The 24,559-nt window shown below is 64.0% G+C and carries 17 protein-coding genes and 4 pseudogenes; 12 read left to right on the plus strand and 9 right to left on the minus strand.

All coding sequences use genetic code 11. The features are described from left to right. Window positions 1–78 precede the first annotated feature (78 nt). Entirely contained in the window at window positions 79–219 is a 141-nt protein-coding gene (locus M0D43_RS08150; protein ID WP_260808099.1) for a hypothetical protein, read from the minus strand. Window positions 220–535: 316 nt separating this feature from the next. Here M0D43_RS08150 and M0D43_RS08155 point away from each other — a divergent pair, with 316 nt between their 5' ends. Next, window positions 536–1,465: a GAF domain-containing protein gene (locus M0D43_RS08155; protein ID WP_252164244.1), complete on the plus strand. Its 930-nt coding sequence runs from the start codon at window positions 536–538 to the stop codon at window positions 1,463–1,465. A gap of 340 nt (window positions 1,466–1,805) precedes the next feature. Here the strand turns inward: M0D43_RS08155 and M0D43_RS08160 are convergent, their stop codons facing one another. Continuing rightward, window positions 1,806–2,720 carry a hypothetical protein gene (locus M0D43_RS08160; RefSeq protein WP_260808248.1) on the minus strand — a complete coding sequence of 305 codons (915 nt, stop codon included), beginning with the start codon at window positions 2,718–2,720 and terminating at the stop codon, window positions 1,806–1,808. A gap of 439 nt (window positions 2,721–3,159) precedes the next feature. After that, a pseudogene (locus M0D43_RS08165) lies at window positions 3,160–3,913 on the minus strand (DNA-formamidopyrimidine glycosylase family protein). Window positions 3,914–4,017: 104 nt separating this feature from the next. Here M0D43_RS08165 and M0D43_RS08170 point away from each other — a divergent pair. The 4 genes and pseudogenes from M0D43_RS08170 to M0D43_RS08185 all read left to right on the plus strand — a co-directional run bounded on the left by M0D43_RS08170 (window position 4,018) and on the right by M0D43_RS08185 (window position 8,126). Next, a pseudogene (locus M0D43_RS08170) lies at window positions 4,018–4,754 on the plus strand (DUF72 domain-containing protein). Between the two features lie 262 nt (window positions 4,755–5,016). Then, on the plus strand, window positions 5,017–6,690 hold the full coding sequence (gene treA, locus M0D43_RS08175; RefSeq protein ID WP_260808100.1) for an alpha,alpha-trehalase TreA: 1,674 nt from the start codon (window positions 5,017–5,019) through the stop codon (window positions 6,688–6,690). Between the two features lie 409 nt (window positions 6,691–7,099). Continuing rightward, on the plus strand, window positions 7,100–7,798 hold the full coding sequence (locus tag M0D43_RS08180) for an AIM24 family protein (RefSeq protein WP_260808101.1): 699 nt from the start codon (window positions 7,100–7,102) through the stop codon (window positions 7,796–7,798). Window positions 7,799–7,853: 55 nt separating this feature from the next. Continuing rightward, entirely contained in the window at window positions 7,854–8,126 is a 273-nt protein-coding gene (locus M0D43_RS08185) for a hypothetical protein (RefSeq protein ID WP_252164247.1), read from the plus strand. Window positions 8,127–8,185: 59 nt separating this feature from the next. Here M0D43_RS08185 and M0D43_RS08190 read toward each other — a convergent pair whose 3' ends face one another. Further along, the gene (locus M0D43_RS08190; protein ID WP_252164248.1) at window positions 8,186–9,097 is read right to left on the minus strand and encodes a CorA family divalent cation transporter; all 912 of its coding nucleotides are present in this window, start codon (window positions 9,095–9,097) and stop codon (window positions 8,186–8,188) included. A 235-nt stretch (window positions 9,098–9,332) separates the two neighbouring features. Here M0D43_RS08190 and xopV point away from each other — a divergent pair, with 235 nt between their 5' ends. Further along, entirely contained in the window at window positions 9,333–10,319 is a 987-nt protein-coding gene (xopV, locus tag M0D43_RS08195) for a XopV/AopV family type III secretion system effector (RefSeq protein WP_252164249.1), read from the plus strand. Window positions 10,320–10,406: 87 nt separating this feature from the next. Here the strand turns inward: xopV and cycA are convergent, their stop codons facing one another. Continuing rightward, the gene (cycA, locus tag M0D43_RS08200; protein WP_252164250.1) at window positions 10,407–11,783 is read right to left on the minus strand and encodes a D-serine/D-alanine/glycine transporter; all 1,377 of its coding nucleotides are present in this window, start codon (window positions 11,781–11,783) and stop codon (window positions 10,407–10,409) included. Window positions 11,784–12,494: 711 nt separating this feature from the next. Next, window positions 12,495–12,787, minus strand: a pseudogene (locus tag M0D43_RS08205) (hypothetical protein). 202 nt (window positions 12,788–12,989) lie between these two features. Here M0D43_RS08205 and M0D43_RS08210 point away from each other — a divergent pair. Then, complete coding sequence (locus M0D43_RS08210) at window positions 12,990–14,636, plus strand: glycoside hydrolase family 6 protein (RefSeq protein ID WP_260808249.1); 1,647 nt, start codon at window positions 12,990–12,992, stop codon at window positions 14,634–14,636. 408 nt (window positions 14,637–15,044) lie between these two features. Beyond that, entirely contained in the window at window positions 15,045–16,817 is a 1,773-nt protein-coding gene (locus M0D43_RS08215) for an expansin EXLX1 family cellulose-binding protein (protein WP_260808102.1), read from the plus strand. 19 nt (window positions 16,818–16,836) lie between these two features. Here M0D43_RS08215 and M0D43_RS08220 read toward each other — a convergent pair whose 3' ends face one another. Next, window positions 16,837–17,712: a DMT family transporter gene (locus tag M0D43_RS08220; RefSeq protein WP_252164252.1), complete on the minus strand. Its 876-nt coding sequence runs from the start codon at window positions 17,710–17,712 to the stop codon at window positions 16,837–16,839. Between the two features lie 169 nt (window positions 17,713–17,881). Between M0D43_RS08220 and M0D43_RS08225 the strand changes: the two genes are divergently transcribed. Together M0D43_RS08225 and M0D43_RS08230 are read left to right on the plus strand one after the other, a co-directional pair. Continuing rightward, on the plus strand, window positions 17,882–18,796 hold the full coding sequence (locus tag M0D43_RS08225) for a class I SAM-dependent methyltransferase (RefSeq protein ID WP_260808103.1): 915 nt from the start codon (window positions 17,882–17,884) through the stop codon (window positions 18,794–18,796). A 214-nt stretch (window positions 18,797–19,010) separates the two neighbouring features. Beyond that, window positions 19,011–19,556: pseudogene (locus M0D43_RS08230) on the plus strand (hypothetical protein); the annotation flags it as partial. Window positions 19,557–19,581: 25 nt separating this feature from the next. Here the strand turns inward: M0D43_RS08230 and M0D43_RS22025 are convergent. Beyond that, window positions 19,582–19,776 (minus strand): hypothetical protein, encoded by a 195-nt coding sequence (locus tag M0D43_RS22025; protein ID WP_313905073.1) that lies wholly within the window; start codon window positions 19,774–19,776, stop codon window positions 19,582–19,584. 538 nt (window positions 19,777–20,314) lie between these two features. On the opposite strand from M0D43_RS22025, the gene M0D43_RS08235 reads away from it, so the two are divergent. After that, window positions 20,315–21,166, plus strand: a complete 852-nt coding sequence (locus M0D43_RS08235; protein ID WP_260808104.1) for a hypothetical protein — start codon at window positions 20,315–20,317, stop codon at window positions 21,164–21,166. Window positions 21,167–21,207: 41 nt separating this feature from the next. Here M0D43_RS08235 and M0D43_RS08240 read toward each other — a convergent pair whose 3' ends face one another. Further along, window positions 21,208–23,082: a GGDEF domain-containing protein gene (locus M0D43_RS08240; protein WP_260808105.1), complete on the minus strand. Its 1,875-nt coding sequence runs from the start codon at window positions 23,080–23,082 to the stop codon at window positions 21,208–21,210. 374 nt (window positions 23,083–23,456) lie between these two features. Here M0D43_RS08240 and M0D43_RS08245 point away from each other — a divergent pair, with 374 nt between their 5' ends. After that, window positions 23,457–24,548, plus strand: coding sequence for a DUF1615 domain-containing protein (locus M0D43_RS08245; protein ID WP_260808106.1), 1,092 nt, complete (start codon window positions 23,457–23,459; stop codon window positions 24,546–24,548). Window positions 24,549–24,559: the final 11 nt, after the last annotated feature.

Raw genomic sequence — 24,559 nt, forward strand, 5'->3', positions numbered from 1 at the left:
TGCGCTGCTGCACGCAGCGTGGCCGGTGCTGGCAGGGGCCAGGCTGATGCGGCGCGGGGTTGCCCGGTGCGGCAGTTTTCACCGGATCGCCCGGTAGTCGTGCCGCTTGGTGCGCGATTCCAACGGTTGCTGCAGCGCCGCGTCACTGGGCCGCACGCCGTGCCCCCCCCTCTGGTTGATGCCTGCAACCGGGTTCGACAGCAGCAAGGCGTTCACCATGCTGCGTAGTGTTGAAGCAGCACTGACACCGGCCGGCCACCGTCGGGCTGGTACCGCCGATGCGATGCCATCCCCGCCGCGCACGCCGTGACAGAATTCGCCAAGGCGTGCGGTGCACACAGCGCCGGTCAGATCGGTCGCCTGTGTTTGACCAGGACACATACGTGCCCAATCGGCACGCAACGCCGATTTATTCGTTGCAGTCATCACTGCGGCGCTGGCCTACCCGACCGCCCGCGCCGCAACACCCACGATGCGTTACCGACGCTGCCGGTATCCTTGTTGGTTCCTCGTTCGCGCTCGCCTGGCTTATTCGATGAAAGACATGCCCCTAGCTAACGAAGCCTCTCGCCAACAAGTCCTGGACGGCTATCGCATCGTCGACAGCCTGCCGGAGGACACTTATCAAGACGTCGTGCAGGTGGCGGCCTCGCTGTGCGACACACCGATCGCGCTGATGTCGCTGGTGGACCGCGACCGCCAATGGTTCAAGGCCCAGCTGGGTCTGGGCCTGCAGCAGACCGACCGCAGCCAGGCCGTGTGCGACTACGCGATCCGCAGCCCCGATCAGCTGATGGAAGTACCCGACCTGTGCAATGACAGCCGATTTGCCGATATCTCGGTGGTCACCGGCGACACCGGTGCGCGCTTCTATGCCGGCATGCCGCTGGTCACCGAAGAGGGCGTTGCACTGGGCACGGTTTGCGTGCTCGACACCGAGCCACGCACCCTCACCGACATTCAGCGCACCGGCCTGCAGGCGCTCGCACGGGTGGCCATGCGCCTGCTCGACGAGCGCAAGCACCAACTGCAACTCGAGCGCGATGCCATCCTGCAGCCGGTCGTCCCGGTCGCCAGCCAGGCCGTTGCCGACACCGGCTACCATCTGGTGATTCTGGAGGTGCAGGAATTGGCCGCACTGGCCGAACGCCAGAGCGAGCGTCTGCTCGGCCGCAATTTGCAGCAGCTCGACCAAGCCTTCGCGGCGTTGGTGCAGGGACCGGGCAACAGCATCGACCGTGTCACCGACAGTGCGGAATTCATCGCCGTGCTGCGCGGCCCCGATGCCGAGCGCACCTTGCAAAGCCTGCGCGAGATCGCCCAGCAACAACATGCGCTGGGCCTGACCGTCCTGTTGGGCCAAGCGCAATCCACCCGTCCGGATGAACCGATCGGCCAGGTATTTCTACGCGCCGAGGTCGCGTTGAGCACGGAAAAGGATCGTTACCGGCAGAGCCTGGCCTGAGGCCTGCGAACTGATCCATTGCTTCGCGCACGTACCTTCATCCCAACCCCTCCCACTAGGCGAGGGCTGGAAGCGAGGCGTCAGCGGTGTTGCTTGGTGGACTTGCTCTCACCGCTTGACTTGAACGATGGACCAGGCGGAAGCAATTGACGCCCCTCTCCCATCGGGGCGAAAAAGCACCGCTTGCACGCCACCGGCGCGCGTGCCTTGGAGCGCCCGCGTCGCGGGCGCGGGCCGGACAACGGGGTTGGAGTGAGGGTATGGCACCACTGCATTGCTCACCTTCGCAACGACCCTGCTGCCTTCCACGCTGCGTCTGCACAGCAACACGAACGCACACTCACCCCAGCGCACACTGCTTTAACTGGCGATCGGCGTACCACAGCGCGCGGCGGGCCAGGTCGTAGGCGCTGTCGGCCTGACGCGGCAGCATCTGCGCGGCCATCACCGGATCGGCACCGTTGTTCAAGGCGTGCTCGGCACGCTCCAGATCCGACAGGTGCGCGCGCACCGGCGATAACAGCGACTTGCGCGTGGAGGCATCGCAACGCGCGCTACGCTGTTCCAGCGCCGCCAACGCCTCGCGGATGCGACGGCTGGCTTCGCCCTTGAGGTCGGGCAGCGTTTCGTGCGCGATCGGCGCCGATTTATAAGCATCGCCGGTCGCCTCGCTGCCCATCTCGGCCTGGTTGCCGGCCAGCGCTGGATTGAAGCGCACGTCCGGCGGCGGTCGCGCCTTGGCGACCTGAGTCTGCGGCCCATTGAGCATGTCGTTGAACTTCTTCATGCCGCGATTCATTTCCTGCATCGCCACATCGCCCAGCGTGCCGTCGCTTTTCCAGTCCTTGGCGAAGCGGGTTTCCTGGTACTGCACCGGATTGACCCGTTCCATCACGTTGCGCGCCTTGGCCTGCGCACGCTCGTCGGTCATGCCCGGCGGCACCGCGCTGCCGGTCTGCGCCATCGGGTCGGCCTGCGCCATGCGCAGGCGCCCGTCGCGGGTATACAGCTGGGCCGACATGGAGTCGCTGGCCGGCGCATTCGCGGCAGCTACCTGCCGCGGCGGCGGCGGTGGCGTGCGCGTGGGTGGCGGCGCCGTGCGTGCAGCCGATGCGGATGCAGCGCGCGGTTGACGCCCGGATTCCTGTGGCGGTTCCGGCGGAACCGGAGGCGCTTGTTGCGGCCGCGGCACGAAATACACCTGCAACGCATCGTCGTGTTGCGGGGTTTCGCGCGGTGGCGGCATGTACAGCAACAGGCAGGCAAGAAAGAACAGGATGGCGCCCGTGCATGCGACAGCGGCAACATGCGGGACAAGCGCTTCCTTCCTGCTGGTAGTCACAATGCGGGAGACCGATGAGATGAGAATGCGGATGCCACCCGGTGAACCCCGGTGTACGACGCGCAAATCTAGCGGGCGCGGCGCGGGCGCGCGTTTGTAATTCGTTGTCTGGCCGGAAAGGGCCAGCCGCCATTCACATTGAGCCGCAGGTGGGCGCAAGTGGATTGGAGCATCCGCTGCGCGCAGGGAATGACGCGAGCACTGACCGCATGCGGCATAACGCAGTCGAGAAATTCGGCAGGCAGATCGCTGGCCATATGATGCGCAGGCCAACCGCGAGCGCACGCATGCCTCAGCCCACACGGGCTGAGGCCGACCGCCAGCGCTGTTTTCCGGAGTGCCACTGCGGCCATCAGGCTCCGTCGGCGCGGTACAACCGCTGACACACCTCGCAGAAGAACGCGCGGCGCCCGGCCTTGCCCAAGTGCTTTCGGCACTGCAGCGGTGCGCGATCGCGCGGGCAGCTGGTCTTGGTGTGCACCTGGTAATGCGTCTTCAGCACGCAGGCTTTTTTCCAGGTGGAGAAATCGAAACTGTAATCGCGCGCCTGGGTGACCAATTGGCCCAGCTTCGCGCCGGCAACGCGCCCACCGTGCTCTCGGGATGCACACGGATGCGGTGCAGCACTTCGTTCTTGATGATGTTGCCTACGCCGGCAAAGATGGTTTGGTCGAGCAATGCATCGGCGGCCAACAGGCAGGGCGCGGCGCGCAGCTTGCGACGCGCCTGCGCGGCATCCCACAGCGGATTCATCACATCCGCCGTCCAGTCGTAGACTTCATCCAGCGGACGCTCGATGAACTGCACCGAGCACGCATAAAAATGCAGTCGCTGGCCTTTGGAAAATTCCAGGCACAAGCGCGGCACCGCGTTGGGTTTGTCCTCGTTGATGCGATAACTGCCAAACAACAAAAAGTGGATGCGTACGCTGAAATGCGCGCGTTCGATCAAAAAAAGCGTTTGCCCCAGCTGCGCAGCGCCAGCACTTTCTGCTGATCCAGACGCGCGATGTCCTGCTTGCTGTTGCCGGACACACGCAGGATCTTGCGGCCGACAAACGCTTCGGCGTCTTCGCGCAGGATGACACGTGAGGGACCTTCTGGCATGCGCCAAGTATCGAAGCGGCCGGTGATTCGGCCGTGATTGCGATGCACACGACATCCTGACGCGCGTGCCTGCATACAGGGCTGCCACCCTCACCTCACCTGCCATGCCAGCTCAACCATCCAGTGCAGTTGCACGCGTGCGTTGTGGTTGCGCAGGCTGGTCGATTCCCGCCGCCGACCGCGCGCAGTTCGGCGAGGGCGCCAGCGTGTTGCAGCGCTACGCCACGCGTTTTGATGCAGTGGAGATCAACTCCTCGTTCCATCGCCCGCACCGCGCCATTCCCTACGCGCGATGGACCGACAGCGTGCCGGAGGATTTTCGTCTTTCGGTCAAGCTGCCGCGCAGTATCAGCCACGACGCACGCCTGCACGGCACCGGGCCGCTGCTGGACGCTTTCCTCGCGCAGGTCGGCGCGCTAGGGATGCGGTTGGGCTGCCTGCTGCTGCAACTGCCGCCCAGCGCGGCCTTCGATGCTGCGGTGGCGTCACGGTTCTTTGCGATGCTGCGCCGGCGCTGGGACGGCGGCGTGGTCTGCGAACCGCGCCACGCCAGCTGGTTCGCCGCACCCGCGCAGGCCTTGCCCGCACGCCACCGCATTGCACGCTGCGCCGCCGACCCGGCGCCGGTGCCCGCGGCCGCCATCCCGAAGCCGGCTGCCGCGCCGTTGTATTGGCGCTGGCATGGCGCCCCACGCATCTACTACAGCAGCTACCCGGCCTACCCGACAACGCACAGCCGCTGGCCGAACGCTGGGTGATCTTCGACACCAGCGCGGCCGGCTGTGCGATGTCCAATGCGCTGGAATTGCAGCGCTTGCTTGGCACCGACCGCAAGCGCTAGCGCGGGTCGGCGGCAGCATTCCGACGCATCTGTCTGGCGCGCATCTTGCAGCGGCTACGGCGCGCGGGTGCTGCAAATTCAAGCTGCCCGGATCCGCGCCGATACGCCTGAATCAACACGCGTTCCGGCATCACGCCGGATCAGCTTGCTGAATCCAGTTGTTCCCGTGCGAAGCCTGTCGGCATGCCGGCACCTCACTCGGTCCCGTCCGCCACTTCGGTCGTTTACCATGCCCTACGCCACTGCCCGTTCCGGAGATGCCATGAGTTCTGCCGCGCCCCCGTGCTGCACGTCGCTGCTTGGCCTGTCGCTGAGCATGTTTGTCGCGCCGTGCACACTGACTGCCGCGCCGTTGGACACACCGATCGTCAATGCGCCGGCACCCACGCCGCCGACGCCGGACCTGGCCTACCCGGAGCTGTTTCGGGCTGTGCAGCGTGGTGAGCTGTTCGACGACCAGAAGCACTTCGTCGACTTCCTGCCGTTGCGCGACCCGGCGTTGATCAATGCCGACTATCTGGCCCAGCACGACCACCCCGGTTTCGACCTGCGCAAGTTCGTGGACGCCAATTTCGAAGAATCGCCACCGGTGCAGACCGACGCGATCCGTCAGGACACCGCGCTGCGCGAGCACATCGATCTGCTCTGGCCCAAGCTGGTGCGCAGCCAGACCCACGTGCCGCCGCACAGCAGCCTGCTGGCGCTGCCGCACCCGTACGTGGTCCCGGGCGGGCGCTTCCGCGAGGTGTATTACTGGGATTCCTACTTCACCATGCTGGGCTTGGTGAAGAGCGGCGAGACCGCGCTCAGCCGCCAGATGCTCGACAACTTCGCCTACCTGATCGACACCTACGGGCATATTCCCAACGGCAACCGCACCTACTATCTCAGCCGCTCGCAGCCGCCGTTCTTCTCCTACATGGTGGAACTGCAGGCCGGCGTGGAAGGCGAGGCGGTCTATCAGCGCTACCTGCCGCAGCTGCAAAAGGAATATGCCTACTGGATGCAGGGCAGCGACGACCTGCAGCCCGGCCAGGCAGCGCGCCATGTCGTGCGCCTGGCCGATGGCAGCGTACTCAACCGCTATTGGGACGAGCGCGACACCCCGCGCCCGGAAGCCTGGTTGCACGACACCCGCACCGCCGCCGAGGTGAAAGACCGCCCGGCCGCCGAGGTCTACCGCGACCTGCGTGCCGGCGCCGAGAGTGGCTGGGACTACACCAGCCGCTGGCTGGCCGACGGCCAGAACCTGCGCAGCATCCGCACCACCGCCATCATCCCGATCGACCTCAACAGCCTGCTCTACCACCTGGAACGCACCCTGGCCCAGGCCTGCGCGCAGCCGGGTGCGGAGTGCTCGCGCGATTACGCCGCACTCGCACAGCAACGCAAGCAGGCCATCGATGCGCATCTGTGGAACAAGGCCGGCTATTACGCCGACTACGACTGGCAGACGCGCACGCTGAGCAATCAGGTCACCGCCGCAGCGCTGTATCCGCTGTTCGCCGGCCTGGCCTCGGACGATCACGCCAAGCGCACCGCCAGCACCGTGCGTCACACGCTGCTGCGCCCGGGCGGCCTGGCCACCACCGCAGTGAAGACCGGCCAGCAATGGGACGAGCCCAATGGCTGGGCGCCGCTGCAATGGGTGGCCGTGGACGGCCTGCGCCGCTATGGCGAAGACGCGCTGGCACGCACCATCGGCGAGCGCTTCCTCGCCCAGGTGCAGGCGCTGTTCGCACGCGAGCACAAGCTGGTCGAAAAATACGGTCTGGAATCCGATGCAGCCGGCGGCGGCGGTGGCGAATATGCCTTGCAGGACGGCTTCGGCTGGACCAACGGCGTCACCTTGATGCTGTTGAACTTGTATCCGGGCAAGGACACCAAAGCCGCACCCGCCAAGCGCATGCGCAAGCCCGAGGCCACGGCGCGCTAAGGACTGTCCCGTTGCGGCGCGTTGCGTGGCAGCAGCAGGATCGGAGGGTTGCTGGAGATTTGACGGTGCACGTCGTCGCTGCGCAGCACAGCCATCACGGCAACAGTGCGCGCCCTCTAGTTGTTCTCAACCCTGGCGAGCAATCATCAAATGCGTGCGCAGCGCGCAGGAGCCGCAGCACACGAGCGCTCCATGCCGACTCCGGGCATCGCCCACGTCTGGCTGGCGGTGAGTGAGCGCCGCTGCTTGGATCGCAGCGCTCACTCACCCGTACGCGCAGATCGCGATTGGTCATCGCCATATTGCCGCCGTAATCGCGCGCAGTGATGCGCTGCACATAGGTGCCATCCCGCGACCGCAACGTAGACGGCCGCGTATCATGCGCACTCTTTGCCCAAAGGACGGACCCATGGCCGTACGCACGCTCAACGACTTTCTCGCCCATTCCAAGGAAACGGACGTCAGCCCCGATCCGTTCGAGCTGGAAAACCCGCATCTGCTGGAAGTGCGCCTGGACGGCATGGTGTGGTCCAAGGCCGGCGCCATGGTCGCGCGCACCGGCAACGTCAAGTTCACCCGCGAGGGGCTGCTCGAACAAGGCCTGGGCAATCTGCTGAAAAAAGCCATCAGCGGCGAAGGCATGCAGCTGATGAAGGCCGAAGGCCAGGGCCGCGTCTATCTGGCCGACCTCGGCAAGCTGGTCACGCTGCTGCGTTTGAATGGCGAGGCGATCTTCGTCAATGGCAACGATGTGCTGGCGTTCGAGTCCGGCATCGAACACAAGATCACGATGATGCGCAAAGTGGCAGGCATGCTCTCGGGCGGGCTGTTCAACGTGCGCCTGAGCGGCCACGGCATCGTGGCGATCACCTCGCACTACGAACCGCTGACGCTACCGGTCACCGCTGCCAGCGGCCCGGTGTTCACCGACCCCAACGCCACCGTCGCCTGGTCCGGCACGCTGACCCCGGAACTGGTCACCGATGTGTCGATCGGCACGCTGTTGGGCCGCGGCTCGGGCGAAAGCCTGCAGATGCGCTTCGCCGGCGAAGGCTGGGTGGTGGTGCAGCCTTATGAAGAAGCCAGCTTCCAGCAATCCAAGGGCTGATGATCGACGCCCAGCTGCGCGATGCGTGGCTGGGCAACTTACTGGCACTGACTTCATGCGCACAGCTGCCTCCATCGCTCTGCTCCTGGGACTGCGTTTGGCGTTCGCCGCCATTGCGCTGGCCGTGCTCATGGCATCGGGAAATCAGCAATGGAGGTGCAGCTGCGAGGGTGCAGATCACTGGCATTACATCGGTGCCGAGGGGATCGCAGAAAGCAAGTCGCATCTGGACACCACCAAACACGCCACATCCGGCAAGCGCACGGATCGCGCCGCGCAGATCAGCGACCGCGTGTACAGCTTTCTCTTCCCAGACCTGAAGTACTAGCGCATCGGTCCAGTCGAATCTGCTTCGATGCGCTGCAGGATCAGACGCAACGACCGGTCTCACACCCATCCACGCTTGCGAAACCAGGCCAGCGGCACCACCACGCTCAGCGCGATGATGCCCAGCGCCCAGAAGTAGTGGTCGTGCCCCTTGAGTTCGGGCATGTAAGAGAAGTTCATGCCCCAGATGCCGACCAGCACGGTGGGTGGGATGCCGACGACCGATGCCACCGCCATCACCTTCATCACGTTGTTCTGGTCCATGTTGATCATGCCCAGCACGCTGTCGAGCAGGAACTCGATGCGGTCGTCCATGTGCTGCTGGAACTCGCTCAAGGTGGTCAGGTCCTTGTGCAGCAGGGTGATGCGTTTGGCCGCATCGGCGCCGAACCAATCCGGGGCCGCGCCATCTAGATAAGTGACCAGACGCAGCATGCCTTGCCCGGCGTTGTGCAGGCCGCCGAGCTGGCGGCCCATATCGCCGACCTGATGCAGCATGCGCTCCAGATCCTTGGTCTTGTGTGGGCTGTCGAACACCTGCCGCGTGGTTTCGGTGACTGCCGCTTCGAGCGCCTCGAGCCGGTCTGCCAAGCGCCCCACCAGTTGATCGAACATGCGTAGCAGCAAATCGTCCGAGCTGTGGCAGGGCTCGTGTTCCAGCCGCGCGGTCAATGCCTCCAATGAGCCGATGCGCTGCTCGCGCAAGGTCACCAGTATGGTGGGCGACAGCGCAAACCCCAACGGCGCAGTAGGGCCGTCCTCGTCCTGGAAACGCGGCACATTGAGAAACAGCACATCGCCCTGGCGGCGTACCCGGCTGCTGAATTCGATCTCGCCAATCGCCGCACGATCGGGCAATGCGAACCCCGTCTTTTCAGCGGCTTGCGCCAACTCTTGCGGACTCGGCTGGCACAAGTCGACCCAACAACCGTGGGTATGCTGGGTTCCGGCAATCGGGTGGATCGTGATCATGCATCGACTATGAGATGAAAGAGCTCAAGCATCCTCCGCGTCCCCCATGGCGTCAACGCCGGCACATGCCCATCGGCGATGGCTACGATGGCCGTACCTGGTCACGCATGCGATCGCCGTGCGGTGTCCGCAAGGCAGCGAAAGCTTTCGCCAAATCGCACATCGATTCTGCTGTGAGCGGTATGCACGTTCTGGCTGTCTTACATTTCCGCTCACGCATTCCAGGAGTACGCGCATGAAAATCTCCGGCTCGGCGTCTCGCGGGCTACACGAGCATATCGGTCATGTTGATCAGCGACATGCCCCATGGGTTTGCGACGACGTCCGCATCGACGTCCACTCCCAGCTCCGCGGGCCGCCTCGTCTGCGCCGAAGCGCATCAGCCACCGAGCAATCGCGGGCGTTCGTCGCAGACAGCAGCCATCTCGATGCGCTGTTCGGCAGCACCCAGCCCGCGCGCGGAAAGCATCTGAACGACGGTGTCCACCGGACGCCGATCCAGGCTCAGGAAATAACTGAGGCCCCCGCGCACGTCAAGATCAATCCAACACGCCTGTTCGTCTCGACCGGTCAGGCACTGGAAATGCCGCATCGTCTCGATCCAGCCAAGCTCTCCAAGGATCTCGGGCTGAGCGAGGACGCCATCGATCGCATCAGGAGCACCCCCACGTTCCACGAACAGACTGCAACCGGCGTCCCGTCCAGTACGCCACTGGCTCAGCGGCTGCGCCTGGACGATCTGCGCGACAAGAAAGTGGAGTACAAATGGAACATCGCCAGCAATGGCAGCCTGGTCATCGGCGAAGTGCATCCTGGCGTGGTCCTGGACGAGCCGATGACAAACAAGGATGCGCGAAAGAAGAAACAGCCATACGCGCAAGGCCATGTCACCCTCGTGGGCGGCCAACCATGGAACAAGACCCCCTGGCAGGAAAACCGCCTGCTACCGGAAGCGCGCCTCAGCGGTACCCTGTACTACAACCCGGACGGCGAGCTCTGCATCGATAACGATTCGGGGCGATTCAGCGAATATGCCGACCGCACACCACAGCATCTTGAAAACGTCGCCAAGCTCTTTCAGCACTACGGTCTGCCGGTCACGCCGGAATGGAAAGCAAAGAAACAGATCCCGTTGCAGCGTCTGCCCGCCGGCGCGGCCATAGCGTCGCCGAGCCCGGCAGAGGAAGGCGAAGCGGCGCATTCTGACCCGAACGGTGAATGATGCGCCGTACACGCGCATCGACATGACAGCTCGCAGCGTGCGGTCACCGCCGCACGCTGCACACCGGATGAGTGCCGCATGGCTCGCTCAGCGCTGCCGGTTCTCGCGGCGTTTGACTGCATAGCCAATGGCCAGGAGCAGGAACCACACCGGGCTGGCCAGCAAGGCCTGACGCGTGTCGTCCTGCAAGGTCAGCAGCACGATGACGAAGGCGAAGAACGCCAGGCAGATGTAGCACATCAGCACGCCGCCGGGCATCTTGAACGCCGAGGCGGCGTGCTGCTCCGGGCGCTTGCGCCGGTACGCGATGTAGGCGCACAGGATCAGCGACCACACGAACATGAAAAGCACCGCCGACAACGTGGTGACCAGCGTGAACGCGGTGACCAGGTTAGGAATCAGGTACACCAGCATCGCGCCCAGCAACAGGCACAGACACGAAAACAGCAGGCCGCGCGCCGGCACCGCCGCACGCGACAGCTTGGCAAAGCCCTTCGGCGCATGCTGTTCTTCGGCCAGGCCATAGAGCATGCGGCTGGTGGAAAAGATGCCGCTATTGGCCGAGGAGGTGGCCGAGGTCAGCACCACGAAGTTGATCAGACTCGCTGCCGCCGGCACACCGGCCAGCACGAACAACTCCACGAACGGACTCTTGTCGGCCACCACCTGCCGCCACGGCGTCACCGCCATGATGGCGATCAGCGCGAGCACGTAGAAGATCAAAATGCGCACCGGAATCGAGTTGATCGCCTTGGGCAGGTTGCGGCGCGGATCGGCGGTTTCTGCAGCAGTGGTGCCGACCAGCTCGATGCCGACGAAAGCGAACACCGCAATCTGGAAGCCGGCGAAGAACCCGCCGATGCCCATCGGGAACATGCCGCCGTCGTTCCACAGATTCGACAGCGAGGCCACGTTGCCCGACGGCGAACGGAAGCCCCACACCACCAGGCCAGCACCGGTCACGATCAAGGCGGCAATGGCGATGATCTTGATCAGCGCGAACCAGAATTCCATCTCGCCAAACAATTTCACCGTGACCAGGTTCAGGCTCAGCAGCAACAACACGCACAAGACTGCGGGGATCCACGGCGCCAATCCTGGAAACCAGAACTGCGCATAGGCCGCAATTGCGATGACATCGGCAATGGCGGTGATGATCCAGCAGAACCAGTACGTCCATCCGCAGAAAAATCCGGCCCACGGCCCGAGCAGGTCGGTGGAGAAGTCGATGAACGACTTGTATTCCAGATTGGAGAGCAGCAGCTCGCCCATCGCGCGCATCACGAAGAACAACATCGCGCCGATGATGAGATAGACGAACAGGATGGACGGCCCGGCCAGACTGATCGTCTTGCCCGAACCCATGAACAGGCCGGTCCCGATCGCTCCGCCGATGGCGATCAACTGCAGGTGGCGATTGGACAGGCTGCGTTGCAGATGATCGGGCGCGGACGGGTCAGACATGGGCACGGCACCGGAGGAGTGGGCAAGCTAGTCAACATACGAGATCGCGCCCATGCGTGCCAGGGGACGCGCCTTATGCCAGGCTGTGGTGGACAGGTCCTCTGCAACGACCTGGGCAAGGCCCGCGTCGCAGACCTGCACCGCCCCAAGACCGCAACCAGCGTTCAGGCCGTACCGCGCTCCCGGCGGAGACAATTCGCATTGCATGCAGCTCAGTCTGCCGGTACCTGCTCACGCCATCTCGACCGTAGCGACCTCGCATCGCACCATCCCGAGGTCTTCCGACACCGGCATGCAGGTCAGACGCGCTGGTTCACGTTCACCGCCAGGCACCGGGCATCGGAAGCTGTGGCGGAATGCCCCGCAACCACGACGCCAACCGAGACTGACATCCAACATAATCCAGGGAAATATACTTTTCCGACCCGCTCCTAAAATCGAAAATAAAACATTTCGAGCAGCATTAAACAATTTTCGAGATTATCTTTATTAACTTCCTCTCCGAATAACCGATATCCGTCTGCGTTGGCGCCTCCACATAATCGGCACCTGCAATAACTCCACACCTTTCGCAGATGGTGAGCGTAGTCGTCCACAGTTCCAGGATCTGCCTTATGGTAGCGCTCGCTTTCTAGAGGCCGCGCACGGATTCGCGCCATTGATGCTGGCCTTCTACGTTCTTCGCCTCGCCAGACAGTCTCCCATGCATCTTCAGCCACACCTTGCCCGCAAGGCCTGCTGCCGTTGTCGATCGATACGCCGGCCATGTCGGTCGATGGTCGCGGCAGGCGGGTCGACGAAAGCGGTCATGAGCCGCAACGACGCAGCACACAGTCGACCGGTGCGCCTGGGCATCAGCCCGCTGCAGCTGCGCTCAAACGGGCAACGGAGTCGACGCATTGCGCCGACCGATGCGCGAATACGGCGAGCCGCTTGAATGCGACATGCCGCACCATCTCCTGCGCCGATCGCCCCGGCGCAGGACCACCGATGCACGCGCGCATCTGGAGCGCGTTCGGCTGCGCACGTGCATCACTCACCCCGAGCGGGCATCCATCGAGAGAAACCACCAGTCACGGAGAATCACGCGACATCTTGATATTTCACTATTACACACCGTTTCACCACTTACCCATCTCAAGGCGAAATTCAATGTCATCTTCGACAAACCTCCGACCCTGCGTCACGTCCAAGCTCGCCGTTTCGTTGCTGACAGGCGCGCTGCTCGTTCCCGTTGCCGCATCCGCCCAGAGCCATGTCGACAACCCGTTTGTCGGCGCGAGCGGGTATGTCAATCCCGATTATTCGAAGGAAGTCAACTCGTCGATCGTCAAGGTCAAGGATGTGCAACTGAAAGCCAAGATGCAGGTCGTCAAGTCCTATCCGACCTCCGTCTGGCTGGATTCGATCAACGCGATCTATGGCGGCTCGCGCAACGCCGGCCGCCTCAGTCTGCAAGGCCACCTGGATGCGGCATTGGCGCAGAAAAAGGCCAATACGCCTATCACGGTCGGCTTTGTCATTTACGACATGCCGGGGCGCGACTGCCATGCGCTGGCTTCCAACGGCGAGCTACCACTGACGCAAGCCGGCTTGCAGCGCTACAAGACCGAATACATCGACGTCATCGCATCGACGCTGGCCAATCCGAAATACAAGGATCTTCGGATCGTCAACATCATCGAGCCGGACAGCCTTCCGAATCTTGTCACCAATCAAAGCACGCCCGCCTGCGGCCAGGCGGCATCCAGCGGCATTTACGAGGCCGCCATCAAGTACGCGCTCGACAAGCTCCATGCCATTCCCAATCTCTACAATTACCTGGATATCGGCCATTCCGGCTGGCTGGGGTGGGATAGCAACCGTAGCCCGGCAATTTCGCTGTACACACGGGTCGTGCAGGGAACGGCAGCCGGTTTGGCCAGTGCGGATGGCTTCATCACCAACACCGCCAATTACACGCCGCTTCATGAGCCGAACCTGCCCAATCCGGACCTGACGATCGGTGGCCAGCCCATTCGCTCGTCCAACTTCTATCAATGGAACAGTTTCTTCGACGAATCGACCTATGCGGAAGCGCTCTACAACGGCTTCGTCGGCGCGGGTTGGCCCAGCAAGATCGGCTTTCTGATCGACACCGGTCGCAACGGCTGGGGCGGCAAAGCACGCCCTGCATCTGCCAGCGGCAATGACATCAACACCTACGTGGACTCCGGACGCGTGGACCGTCGCCTCCATCGCGGCAACTGGTGCAATCAAAGTGGTGCGGGGATCGGCATGCCGCCGACTGCGGCACCCGGCGGGCATATCCATGCCTATGTGTGGGGCAAGGGAGCGGGCGAATCCGACGGCTCCAGCAAGTACATCCCCAACAACCAGGGCAAGGGCTTCGACAGATACTGCGACCCGACCTATACGACGCCGGACGGCACGTTGACGGGTGCCTTGCCGAACGCGCCGATCGCCGGTAACTGGTTCCACGCGCAGTTCGTCCAGTTGGTCGCCAATGCGTATCCCGCCATCGGCACCTCGACCAAGGCGGCGCTGCCGTCGGCGTCGACCGACGCGGTGCCCGCCAGTCGGCCGACGGCGACCAAGGGGCTGACCGCCAATGCAGCGGATGGCAAGGTCAGGCTCAGCTGGTCGCCCGTTGCCGGTGCCACGGGTTACACGGTGCAACGTGTCGCCGACGCAGCCGCTGCTCCCATCACCGTCGCATCGGGCCTGACCTCGCCCTCATATGTGGACCAGGCGCTCACCAACGGCACCACGTACTACTACAAGGTAACGGCCACCGACGCATCGGGTGCAGGCGCGAGCTCGGTCACCGTGAGCGCGACGCCGCATCGGTAATGCGATAACTGCGTTGCCACAGAGCGGTAGAGGCTAGTGTGCTCTACCGCTCCTCGGCCGCGGGAGGAGCGCTGCAACAACGATGGCCGCGCCTTGCGCCCGCCATTTCAATCGCTGTCGTGCTGCTCTACCTCTGTCTGGAGCGCGGCATGCGCTTCGAATGAGATGACATCGGAGCAGATGCCGTCGCCGGCGGAACGGGCGCTGCATGGCACAGGCTCGGCAGCGCCACGGCACGCGGCGCAGCGCCCACTCCGTGCCGCTGACGGCCAACCCGGACGGGAAGCGGCCTGTGGCACACCGGGACTGCATCGCGCGCGGTGCCGGGGAGCTGCGCCCTTTTGTCTCCAGCCGCACAGGCCGCTTCGCACGCATTTCAACGTACATAACACACTGCAGAAGACGTCGATGCTGCCACACATCCATTTCTTGATCGCGCTCGCAACGCTCATCCCGGTCACCGCGCCGGCGATGCAGGTCAGTACGCAAGCTCCTCTTGTCGATGCAACAGGTCAGACGCTGCATATTCGCGGGGTCACCTGGCCCGGCTTCGATCGCGCCGGGTTGGCGGCCGTCGGCATGCGCAACAACACACTGGCGCAACTGCTGGATCGGATGCAGGCGTCAGACATCAATGCCGTCCGTGTGCCGGTCTGCGCCGCTGTTCTGCAACGCGCCCCTGTGGCAGCTGCAGAAGTTGCCGGCGATTCCACGCTGCGCGGATTAGATTCCTTGCAACTGCTCGACGCAGTGGTGCATGCCGCAAGCCAGCGCGGGATGCAGGTGATGTTCGCGTTTGCAGATGGAGGCTGCGATGACCGCGCACCGCTCCTGGGCGCACAGCAACAGGCATGGACGCGCGGCCTGGTCACGCTGGCACGCCGCTATGGCGGCAACGCCAATGTCCTGGGTATCGACCTTGGCAGCAGCGGCTATCGCAATGCCAGCTGGGCAGGAAACGCGGCGGATCAGGATTGGAACCGGGTAGCGTCGCGCGCAGCTGCAACGGTGCTGGCGCAGGCACCGCGCTGGGTCGTGGGTGTGGAAGGTGTGGGCAGCAATGCGGTGTGCAGTGACCCAGAGCGCAAGGCGCCTGGCAGCAATCTCCAGCCGTTCGCGTGCGTGCCGCTGGACATCGCTCGCCGACACTTGGTGTTGATGCCGAAGTTGGCGGGCCCGGATCGCGATACGACCGATGCCTTCTCCGCACCCGGATTTGCGCAGGCACTGCCCGCCATGTGGCAACGCGACTTCGGCCAATTGGCAATCGACCATGCAGTGGTACCCGTCAGCCTCGGCGGTGGACTGGGCGATGGCGACCCGCGTGACCCGGCATGGCAAACCGCATTGAGCGGTTATTTGGCAAACGCAGGAATACGCAGCGCATTTCTCGGCAGTTGGGAAACGGCCAATGCCAACAACGGCGGCCTGTTGGCGCCGGATGGCAGCCCCTGCGCAGACAAACTGCTGATCTTGCGTCATGCCTGGGGCAGGTTATCCGTGATGCCCGCCATTGGGACAGCAACTAGCGACAGCACGAAGAATGCGAGCGGGAAGAAGTCGTGGAATAGTACTTTCACCGGCACTGCCACCATGACCGGCTCCGGCTACTCTGGCGGCGCGCTCCTGCTGGACCCCATTCCGAATGATGCCTTCATCACCGCGCTCAACTCCACGCAGCTGAACTTCGGCGGGATCAAGGCCGCGCTGGCTGGTGCCTATCTGGAAGTGACCGGCCCCAGGGGAAAGACCACCGTCTATGTCACCAACCTGTATCCGGAGGGCGCCTCCGGCGGCCTGGATCTGTCGCCCAACGCCTTCGCGGCGATCGGCAACACGGCAGACGGGCGCATTCCGATCAGCTGGAAGGTCGTCCGCGCGCCGATTACCGGCAACGTGCAGTACCGCATCAAAGAAGGCAGTTCACGCGATTGGGCCGCGATCCAGGTGCGACACCACACCTATCCGGTGGTCAAGTTCGAAGTCAAACAAGGCAGCACCTGGACCAGTCTGCCGAAGACCGATTACAACCATTTCGTAGGCACAAACCTCGGCAACAAGCCGCTGTCCATCCGCATCACCGACATCCGCGGGGAGGTCATCGCGGACAAGATTCCCGCGCTGACGGAATACGGTAGCTCCAAGCCGTATTTCGAGCCCGGCAACGTACAGTTTCCCTGAGGCCGGCACGACGCAGCACTCATACGATCTTCGTCCGCCGCCACCAACGCGACACCTGTTCCTCGCGCACCAGGGTGAACAAACCCGCGCCCAGAATCAGCGCGATGCCCATGGCCATCGGCCAGTCCAGATGATCGTGAAACAGCAGGTAGCCGAAGGCGATGGCCCACACCATCTGGCTGTATTGCGTGGGCGCGACCACGCTGACCGGCGCCATGCGCGTGGCGTACATCATGCAGATAGCGGCCAGCCCGGCGAGTAGGCCGTAGCCCGCCAACAAGCCCCATTGGGACAGCGTGGGCCAGACGAAGCTGGGCAACATCATGATCCCACCCATCACCAACGGGCCGATCACCCCGGCGCCATACAAGGTCAACCGCTTTTCGCTATGCCCGGCCATGCGCAAGGCGATCACCGAGATGGCACCGACCAGGCCACACACGATCGCCGCCACATGCCCGTGGGTGAGATGCCGAAAGCCGGGACGCAGCACGATCAACACGCCGATGAAGCCGACGATGACCGCCGACCAGCGCCGCCAGTGCACTTCTTCCTTGAGGAAGATCACTGACAGCACGGTGACAAAGATCGGCATCAGGAAGATCAGCGCGAACGCTTCGGCCATCGGCAAGGTGGTAAAGGCGATCACCGAGGTGAGATTGCCGATGGCACCCGTGAGCGCGCGCAGCAGCCACAGTGCCGGCTGCTTGGCCATCACCAGTTCGCGCAGCTGGTCGTCTGGCTTTTTCAGGAACGGCACCGCCAGCAGCATCAGCAGCGCGCCGAGAAACAGTACTTCGTAGACTGGCAGCGTGCCTTCAAGCAGCTTCACGAACGCATCGCTGATCGAATAGGCCGCATAGCAGGCGAACCCCAACAACACACCCTTCAGCATTGCCCACACTCCACGGTTGACGCCGATCGGACGAGGTGTCGATACGGATTGCATGCAGTATGCGGTGCGGCGTGTGTCAGCGAAACGGCGTACGCAGTCCACCTCGGTGATGCGCGTGGGGGCCGCGGCGGCCCCTCACGGGATGCTCGACCGCGACGGGTCGGTTACGATGCCGGCCCCGTCCTTGCATCCGTGCGGTATCGTCCGCGTCTCGCACACAGAGCTGTCAGCCGTGCCCCATTACTCCGGCCCCCTACTCGTTCTCGCCGATGCCCAAGCGCTGCTTGCTGCGCGCGGAAGTGGTCTGACTCACTGGACCGGGTCACTCGACCTGGGCCGCAGCACCGATACCGCCCAGCTCGATGCACAAACCTGGCAATGGCGCGGCCGGGGTTACCCGTATCCGGGCAAGCTCAAGGACCGCACGCTGTACTTCTGGGATGGCGACGATTTCGCGCCGATCTCGCGCTACAGCGGTGCGTTGATCAAGCTGGTACCCACCCAATGGGGCGCGCCGACGTTCGAGATCGACGGTATCAAGATGCTGCCGTCGGCGCAGTTGTCGCCGTTCGAGGATGCACGGCGCAAGGTGGCCTTGGTGGATCCGCGCGGCAAGACCGTGCTGGACACCTGCGGTGGTCTGGGCTACTTCGCCGCCTGCTGCCTGGAGGCTGGCGTCGCGCAGTTGCTCTCGTTCGAAAAGAATGCCGACGTGCTGTGGTTGCGCACACTGAATCCATGGTCGCCGGATCCGGACGCTGCTGCTGCTGGCGGGCGCCTGCAGCTGACCCATGCCGATATCGCCCAGCACATCGCCACGCTGGCCGACGAGTCGGTCGATGCCATCCTGCATGATCCACCGCGCTTCGGCATAGCTGGCGAGCTGTATGCGCAGGTGTTCTACGATCAGCTGGCACGCGTGTTGCGTCGTGGCGGGCGCCTGTTTCACTACACCGGCGCGCCCAACAAGCTCACCAGCGGGCGCGATGTGCCCAACGAAGTGCGCAAGCGCTTGACCAAGGCCGGTTTCACTACGCAACTTGCGCTGGATGGCGTGCTGGCGACCTTGCCTGCACGGCGCTGAGTGCGTGTCCCGGCACGGTTGAAGCTGGCAACACGACGCGGTTGGCGATCGTCTGGCAGATGCGCAGCAGCGTTCGCCAACAGCACGCATGCGCACTGCATGGCGACTCACAACGCGCGCAACGCCGGCATGGCGGTCAGCGCGGCGGCGGCATCGCTTGCAGCCAGCCGCTGGACGGATCTGCGTACTGCCCGGCCCTCGACACGGACGTTGCATGGGCGCCCCTTTGATCACGGTCTTGCTGGCCTCGCTGTTGCTGGTCGCCGCTGCACCCACGCGCGCGCAGACACCATCGGCATCGCCAAGCGCGCCACCGCAGCCCATGTCTGAAGTGACCACGCGCTATCCCGTCACCACTGCAACGCTGGCCGGGCGTGTGATTCGCCTGGGCGAAGACGAGGGCAACTGCGCCGTGGTGCCCGACGTCGAAGTCCTGGTGCTGGGCATCGGCGCACCATGCTACTTCAGCATCGATCGTCAGCACGCCGCGCAAGCCCGTCGCTTCCAGGGCAGCGATATCGTGCTGGTACAGCACGCACATCCAACGTCGCGACCGGACTGGGACGTGGCGGTCTACGGGCCCATCTGCGCCTTCGAAGCACAGCCGGTGCGCGACGTCGGCGGGGCACTGGAACCCGGCAGCGTCGCCGGCTCCTGGCATTGCGATCCCACCGCAGGCGCCGACCAGCAGCAGTTCGTCTACAGCTACGACACCTGGCCCATGCGCGACACGCAGTTGCGTGCACGCAGGCAAAAAAGCCCTGAGTGTTGCTTGACTGGCGAACTCACCGTCGGCGACGACGTGCCTTCCCGTTGGCATAGGCAAACCCGCCCATCATCGCCAATAGCATGCAGCTCAGCAGTGCATCCCCGCCGATGGATATCCAGAAGCGATGCGGGTCGCTTTCTGCAAGAAAGACCCTGGCTGGCCGGCCCCGGACGACGCTGGCATAGCGGCCCTGGAGGATCGCGTCGAGCAACAACCACAAGCGCCCGCAACATGCGATCGCCACGAGCACAGCCACTCCAGCGACGATCCAGTCGGTTATACGCGAGGCGGCACGTCTAGACGCCGGCAGCAGGGGTGGACGACGTTTTTTCAGGCGCGCATGTCTTACGTCATGGCGGTGCAGTTTACGCCTGCGGTAGTTTAGACCGACCGACAAAACGACTGCACGCTCATCGGGTGGGTGCCGATTCAACCGTCGCTCGACCTCGGCGCGTGGCCCTCTGTCACCCACTTTTCTGCACGCCGTCCATGTCCACCTGACCACCGCTCGCGTCATCTGCCGCTCTTGCTACTCCGCGGCATGCACGCATGCAACTGCGTTGCAGATCGCCCGCTGCCACAGCGTTACCAGAGACGAAAGCGTGAATCGATGGCGCGGCAGCGTTCGCAGCTCGTGCATCTGCTGCACCATGCACAGATGGCAGCTGCACCTGCCAACGACCTGTTCCTGCAAGGTGCGCAGCGATAGCAGCCAGTAAATGACCCCACAGCACCCTCGCCCGAGTGCCATGGAAGGCTCCACGCTGCATGTATCTCAAGGAAGATGGATGGCAGGTGCGCACTGCGCCGTGCCCGGACGTTCCTTGGGGTCTCGCTGGTCTGCCATGTCCATGGCAGCCGCCTCCTACCAAGGATCTTTCCCTTTGAAGACGTTCACCACCGTCCTGCTTGTCTCTCTCGGCCTGTTACTGGCGTCCTGCGGCGGCAACGGAGGCACCGGTGCCTCCAAGCGTTCCTCCAGCGACTACCTGCTGCACAACATTTCTGTCTGGAATGGTGCGGTGACCATCATCGACCCATGGGTGTCCGGCGATCGCGGGCAGAGTCTGATTGCCGACGCCGTCGCGCTCAAGCCGCTGGAACGCTACAGGATCGCCTTGGGCAGCCAGCGCAAGACATTGGCCGCTAATGCACAGGCCAATACCGCCATGGCCCCGGGCGTGCCGGACAATGCCAAAGATCTGGACAGCAAGCTCTCGGCCTACCTCAAGAGCGCCGACGCGATGATGGCCGCGCTGGAATGCGTTGCGGCACTGCCCAACGGCTACACCAACGCCGAGTTGGCGCCGCTGACCCAGGATCTGGAAACCGCCTCCGCTCAACTCAACTCAACTCAACTCAACACCGACATGGAAACACTGAATACCGCACAGCGCGCGTATTCCGCCGAGCGCAAGATTCCGATGCAGGAAGTGCGTCAGCAAGGAACACTTGGCAACTTGTGCCCTGCGGGGGTCGCTGCATGTGACATGCAGGGCGCAACTCGGTTGCCGGTTGCACCGTGCCAACGCAGGTGCACCTTCCGGCAATCATTGCGCAACACATCAGATCATTCGAACGCTGTGCCGCGACAGCGCTGATGCACCACGCTGTGCCATTGAACACAGCGGGCATCAAGCGATCAACACACCGCCCATTGATCGCGCCCGGCGGTCTTGGCGGCGTACAGCGCCAGATCGGCCTGGCTCAGCAACACATCCAGCCCGGTGTCGGCAACGACGCGCACCGCGCCCATGCAAAAGCGCACCGGTTGGTCGGTCGGCAGGCCGGTGATTTCGATTGCCGCCACCGCACTGCGCAGGCGCGCAAAGACCGCAGGAATCTCTTCCTCACTGCAGCCCGGCAACACCAGGAAGAATTCTTCTCCGCCCAGGCGGCCCAGGCGATCTTGCGTGCGCAACGCCAGCCGGGATGCGCTCGCCAGTGCCTTGAGCACCGCATCGCCGGTGGCATGCCCATACAGGTCGTTGATCTGCTTGAAGTGGTCCAGATCGATCAACGCCAGCATGCACGGCGCGTGCGAACGCAAGGCCTGCTCGATTTGCTGTTGCGCCTCGGCACGAATGGCACGCCGGTTGGGCAGGCCGGTGAGTTCGTCGCGCATCGCCAGCCGCGACAGCTGGCGGCGGTGACGTGCACCGAATGCCAGCACTACCAGTGCACCGATCAGTAACAGACACGCCGCGCACAACGCGATCCACAAGGCGCGCTGCCCGGCTTCGCGCGCCTGCAGTGCCAGTTGCGAGGTTTCGCTGCGGCGGCGCAGCTCTGCCGTTTCAGCGCCGCGGCGTGCATCTTCGTAGCGTGCCTGTAGCCGCAACATCACGGTATCGCGCTGCCTATCGAGACTTTGCGCGCGCAGTGTGTTGGCGCGTTGCAATTCCTGGTAGGCCTCGGCGTGGCGGCCTTGCGATGCCAGCGCCTGGGCGATCGCGCCCACCAATTGCGCGCGTCGATTCAAGGTCAGGTTGGGGTCGTCTGCGGCCTTGGCAGCGATAATTTCGGCATCCAGATCGTCAGCCTTCAACGCGGTCAAGGCCTGCAGCAACACAGCATGACACGCCGCAACGCGACCGATGTTGCCTTGCTTCTGCATCAACGGCAGCGCCTCGCGCGCCATCGTCAAGGCGGAGGCCGCGCCGCCGGTTTCGATCAGGGCCTCGCTGGCACTGGTCAGCGCTGCAGCCACGCCGGCCTGGTCGCGCAGTTCGCGGCTGAGCGCCAGCGCGCGCCTGAAATGCAGCAGCGCCGCTTCGGGTTGACGTGCTGCCAGCAACGTACCGAACTCGTATTCGATCAGGCTGCGCTGGAAGCGTGCAGGCTGATCATGCAGGCGCGAGAGCGCGCGTTGCAGGTAGTCTTCGGTTTCATTGTCTTCAGCGGAGCGGCCACCGACGCGGCTGGCCAACGACCCGAGTTGGGTCAACGCATCCAGCTCCAGTCCCAGGATGTTTTCGCGCGCCGCACATTGGTAACTGGCCTGCGCCGCGCTCCAGGATTCATCGCTGCTGCCGGAAGCGAGCATGCTCCACATGTCGACCGCCTCGACTTCGCACAACAGATCGTTGCGGCTCAGCGCGCGTGCGCGTTGGCGCAGCGCTTCCAGGCGCGCCACCATCACACGATTGGGGTTTTCGCGCACATCGCTGAGCGCCTGCACGATGTCCAGCCACAGCTGCGCTTGCGTGGCGCTGCCGTGCAACTGGTCGATCCTTCCACGCGCTTGCGCAAGCACGACTTGGCGGCGTTCGCTGTCTTCCAATGAAATGAGTACGCGTGCCTGCGCCAGCAAGGCCCAGAACTCGGCATCCACATCCTGATCGCGAAGGGCCCGCTGCAGTGCGCCTCTGGCGATCTGCAATGCGGCCACAGGGTCGTCGATGGTTGCCGCTTCGATCGTCTTCCACGGCTGGGGCTGCGCCGACACCATGGCGCTGATCAACAGCAAGGCGGACGCGACGAGCAAGCTTCGCCACCGGACCACGCGCATGCTCATCGCGCCATCACGGCGATGACGGGCCGCAACGTGCGTACGCCAAGGTCGGGGCATCTCCGCACCGGTGGCGGCTTGCTGGTTGCTGCGGCATCTCAAGCACTCCCACGGTTGGACAGCGATGGAATCGAGTGAGACCTCTGGCGAAAGCGCCACCATCCTGCCGTCATACGATTGCAATGATGACTGAGCAGCGCAGCCGATCACGTGATCGGCGCGCATGAGGTCGAGCTGGTTATCGGCAAGGGCGTGCCAGTCTTGAATCTCGCAGACGAAATGCGCGCGTTGGCGACGCACCAGGAAGATGAAAGCTCCCACGGGCGCACCGCGTAAACTGCCGTACGGCAGCTGCCGCCCCTCGATCTTCCGGAGACACCGTGACATCGCCCCTGCCCCGCCTGCTCGCTCTGCTCGCCATCGCCTTGCTATCGGCCTGTGCTACGCAGGCCCCACGCGCGCCACAACGTTCGCCGGATGCGGTCAAGGCCGATATCGCGCGGCGTCTGCCGGCAACCTTGCCGGACCGCGCCGGCTGGGCCAGCGATGTGTATGTGGCGCTGTCTTCGCAAGCATTGGATACCAGCACCGAGCAGATTTGCGCAGTGCTGGCGGTGACCGAGCAGGAGTCGACCTACCAAGCCAACCCGGTGGTGCCCAACCTGGGGAAGATCTCGCGGGCGGAGATCGTCCGCCGCGCCAGTGCGCATCACATCCCCGGTTTCATGGTCGATGCCGCCTTGCGTCTGAATTCGCCAGATGGACGCAGCTATGCCACGCGCATCGCGACGGCGCGCACCGAGCAGGAACTGAGCCGCATCTTCGAAGACTTCACCGGCAGCGTGCCACTGGGCGCACGACTGTTCGACGGGTTCAACCCGGTGCATACCGCCGGGCCGATGCAGGTAAGCATTGCGTTTGCCGAACAACATGCGCAGCGCTATCCCTACCCGCCCGACGATTCGATCCGCCATGAGGTCTTCAGCCGCCGTGGCGGGCTGTGGTTCGGCACGCTGCATCTGCTGGGGTATCCGGCCAACTACGATGCCCTGCTGTATCGCTTCGCCGATTTCAATGCCGGTTGGTACGCCAGCCGCAATGCCGCCTTCCAGGCCGCGCTGGGCAAGGCCAGCGGGATTGCACTTGCCCTGGACGGCGACCTGCTCACACCGGGCGCCAGCCTGGATGCACCCGGCGGCACCGAGCGCGCCGCACGCAGCCTGGGCAACCAGTTGGCGATGAGCGACCGCGAGCTCCGCCGCGCACTGGAGGCCGGCAACACCGCCGATTTCGCTGACACCGCGCTGTATCGCCAAGTGTTCGCGCTGGCCGAGCGCAGTGCCGGCAAGGCGCTACCGCGTGCCGTGCTGCCCGGCATCACCCTGGACAGCCCCAAGATCACCCGCACCCTCACCACCGCCTGGTTTGCGCAGCGGGTCAACGAGCGCTGGAAGCGCTGCATGGGCAAGTAAGCGACTGGCTT

Source organism: Xanthomonas prunicola (assembly GCF_025266575.1).
Classification (GTDB): Bacteria; Pseudomonadota; Gammaproteobacteria; order Xanthomonadales; family Xanthomonadaceae; genus Xanthomonas; species Xanthomonas prunicola.

What these genes read in the sequence shown, in the direction of transcription:
- M0D43_RS08150 (WP_260808099.1), bottom strand. Translation starts at nt 219, where the DNA reads ATGGTGAACGCCTTGCTGCTGTCGAACCCGGTTGCAGGCATCAACCAG.
- M0D43_RS08155 (WP_252164244.1), top strand. Translation starts at nt 536, where the DNA reads ATGAAAGACATGCCCCTAGCTAACGAAGCCTCTCGCCAACAAGTCCTG.
- treA (WP_260808100.1), top strand. Translation starts at nt 5,017, where the DNA reads ATGAGTTCTGCCGCGCCCCCGTGCTGCACGTCGCTGCTTGGCCTGTCG.
- M0D43_RS08180 (WP_260808101.1), top strand. Translation starts at nt 7,100, where the DNA reads ATGGCCGTACGCACGCTCAACGACTTTCTCGCCCATTCCAAGGAAACG.
- M0D43_RS08185 (WP_252164247.1), top strand. Translation starts at nt 7,854, where the DNA reads ATGCGCACAGCTGCCTCCATCGCTCTGCTCCTGGGACTGCGTTTGGCG.
- M0D43_RS08190 (WP_252164248.1), bottom strand. Translation starts at nt 9,097, where the DNA reads ATGATCACGATCCACCCGATTGCCGGAACCCAGCATACCCACGGTTGT.
- xopV (WP_252164249.1), top strand. Translation starts at nt 9,333, where the DNA reads ATGAAAATCTCCGGCTCGGCGTCTCGCGGGCTACACGAGCATATCGGT.
- cycA (WP_252164250.1), bottom strand. Translation starts at nt 11,783, where the DNA reads ATGTCTGACCCGTCCGCGCCCGATCATCTGCAACGCAGCCTGTCCAAT.
- M0D43_RS08215 (WP_260808102.1), top strand. Translation starts at nt 15,045, where the DNA reads ATGCTGCCACACATCCATTTCTTGATCGCGCTCGCAACGCTCATCCCG.
- M0D43_RS08220 (WP_252164252.1), bottom strand. Translation starts at nt 17,712, where the DNA reads ATGCTGAAGGGTGTGTTGTTGGGGTTCGCCTGCTATGCGGCCTATTCG.
- M0D43_RS08225 (WP_260808103.1), top strand. Translation starts at nt 17,882, where the DNA reads ATGCCGGCCCCGTCCTTGCATCCGTGCGGTATCGTCCGCGTCTCGCAC.
- M0D43_RS08235 (WP_260808104.1), top strand. Translation starts at nt 20,315, where the DNA reads ATGGAAGGCTCCACGCTGCATGTATCTCAAGGAAGATGGATGGCAGGT.
- M0D43_RS08240 (WP_260808105.1), bottom strand. Translation starts at nt 23,082, where the DNA reads ATGAGCATGCGCGTGGTCCGGTGGCGAAGCTTGCTCGTCGCGTCCGCC.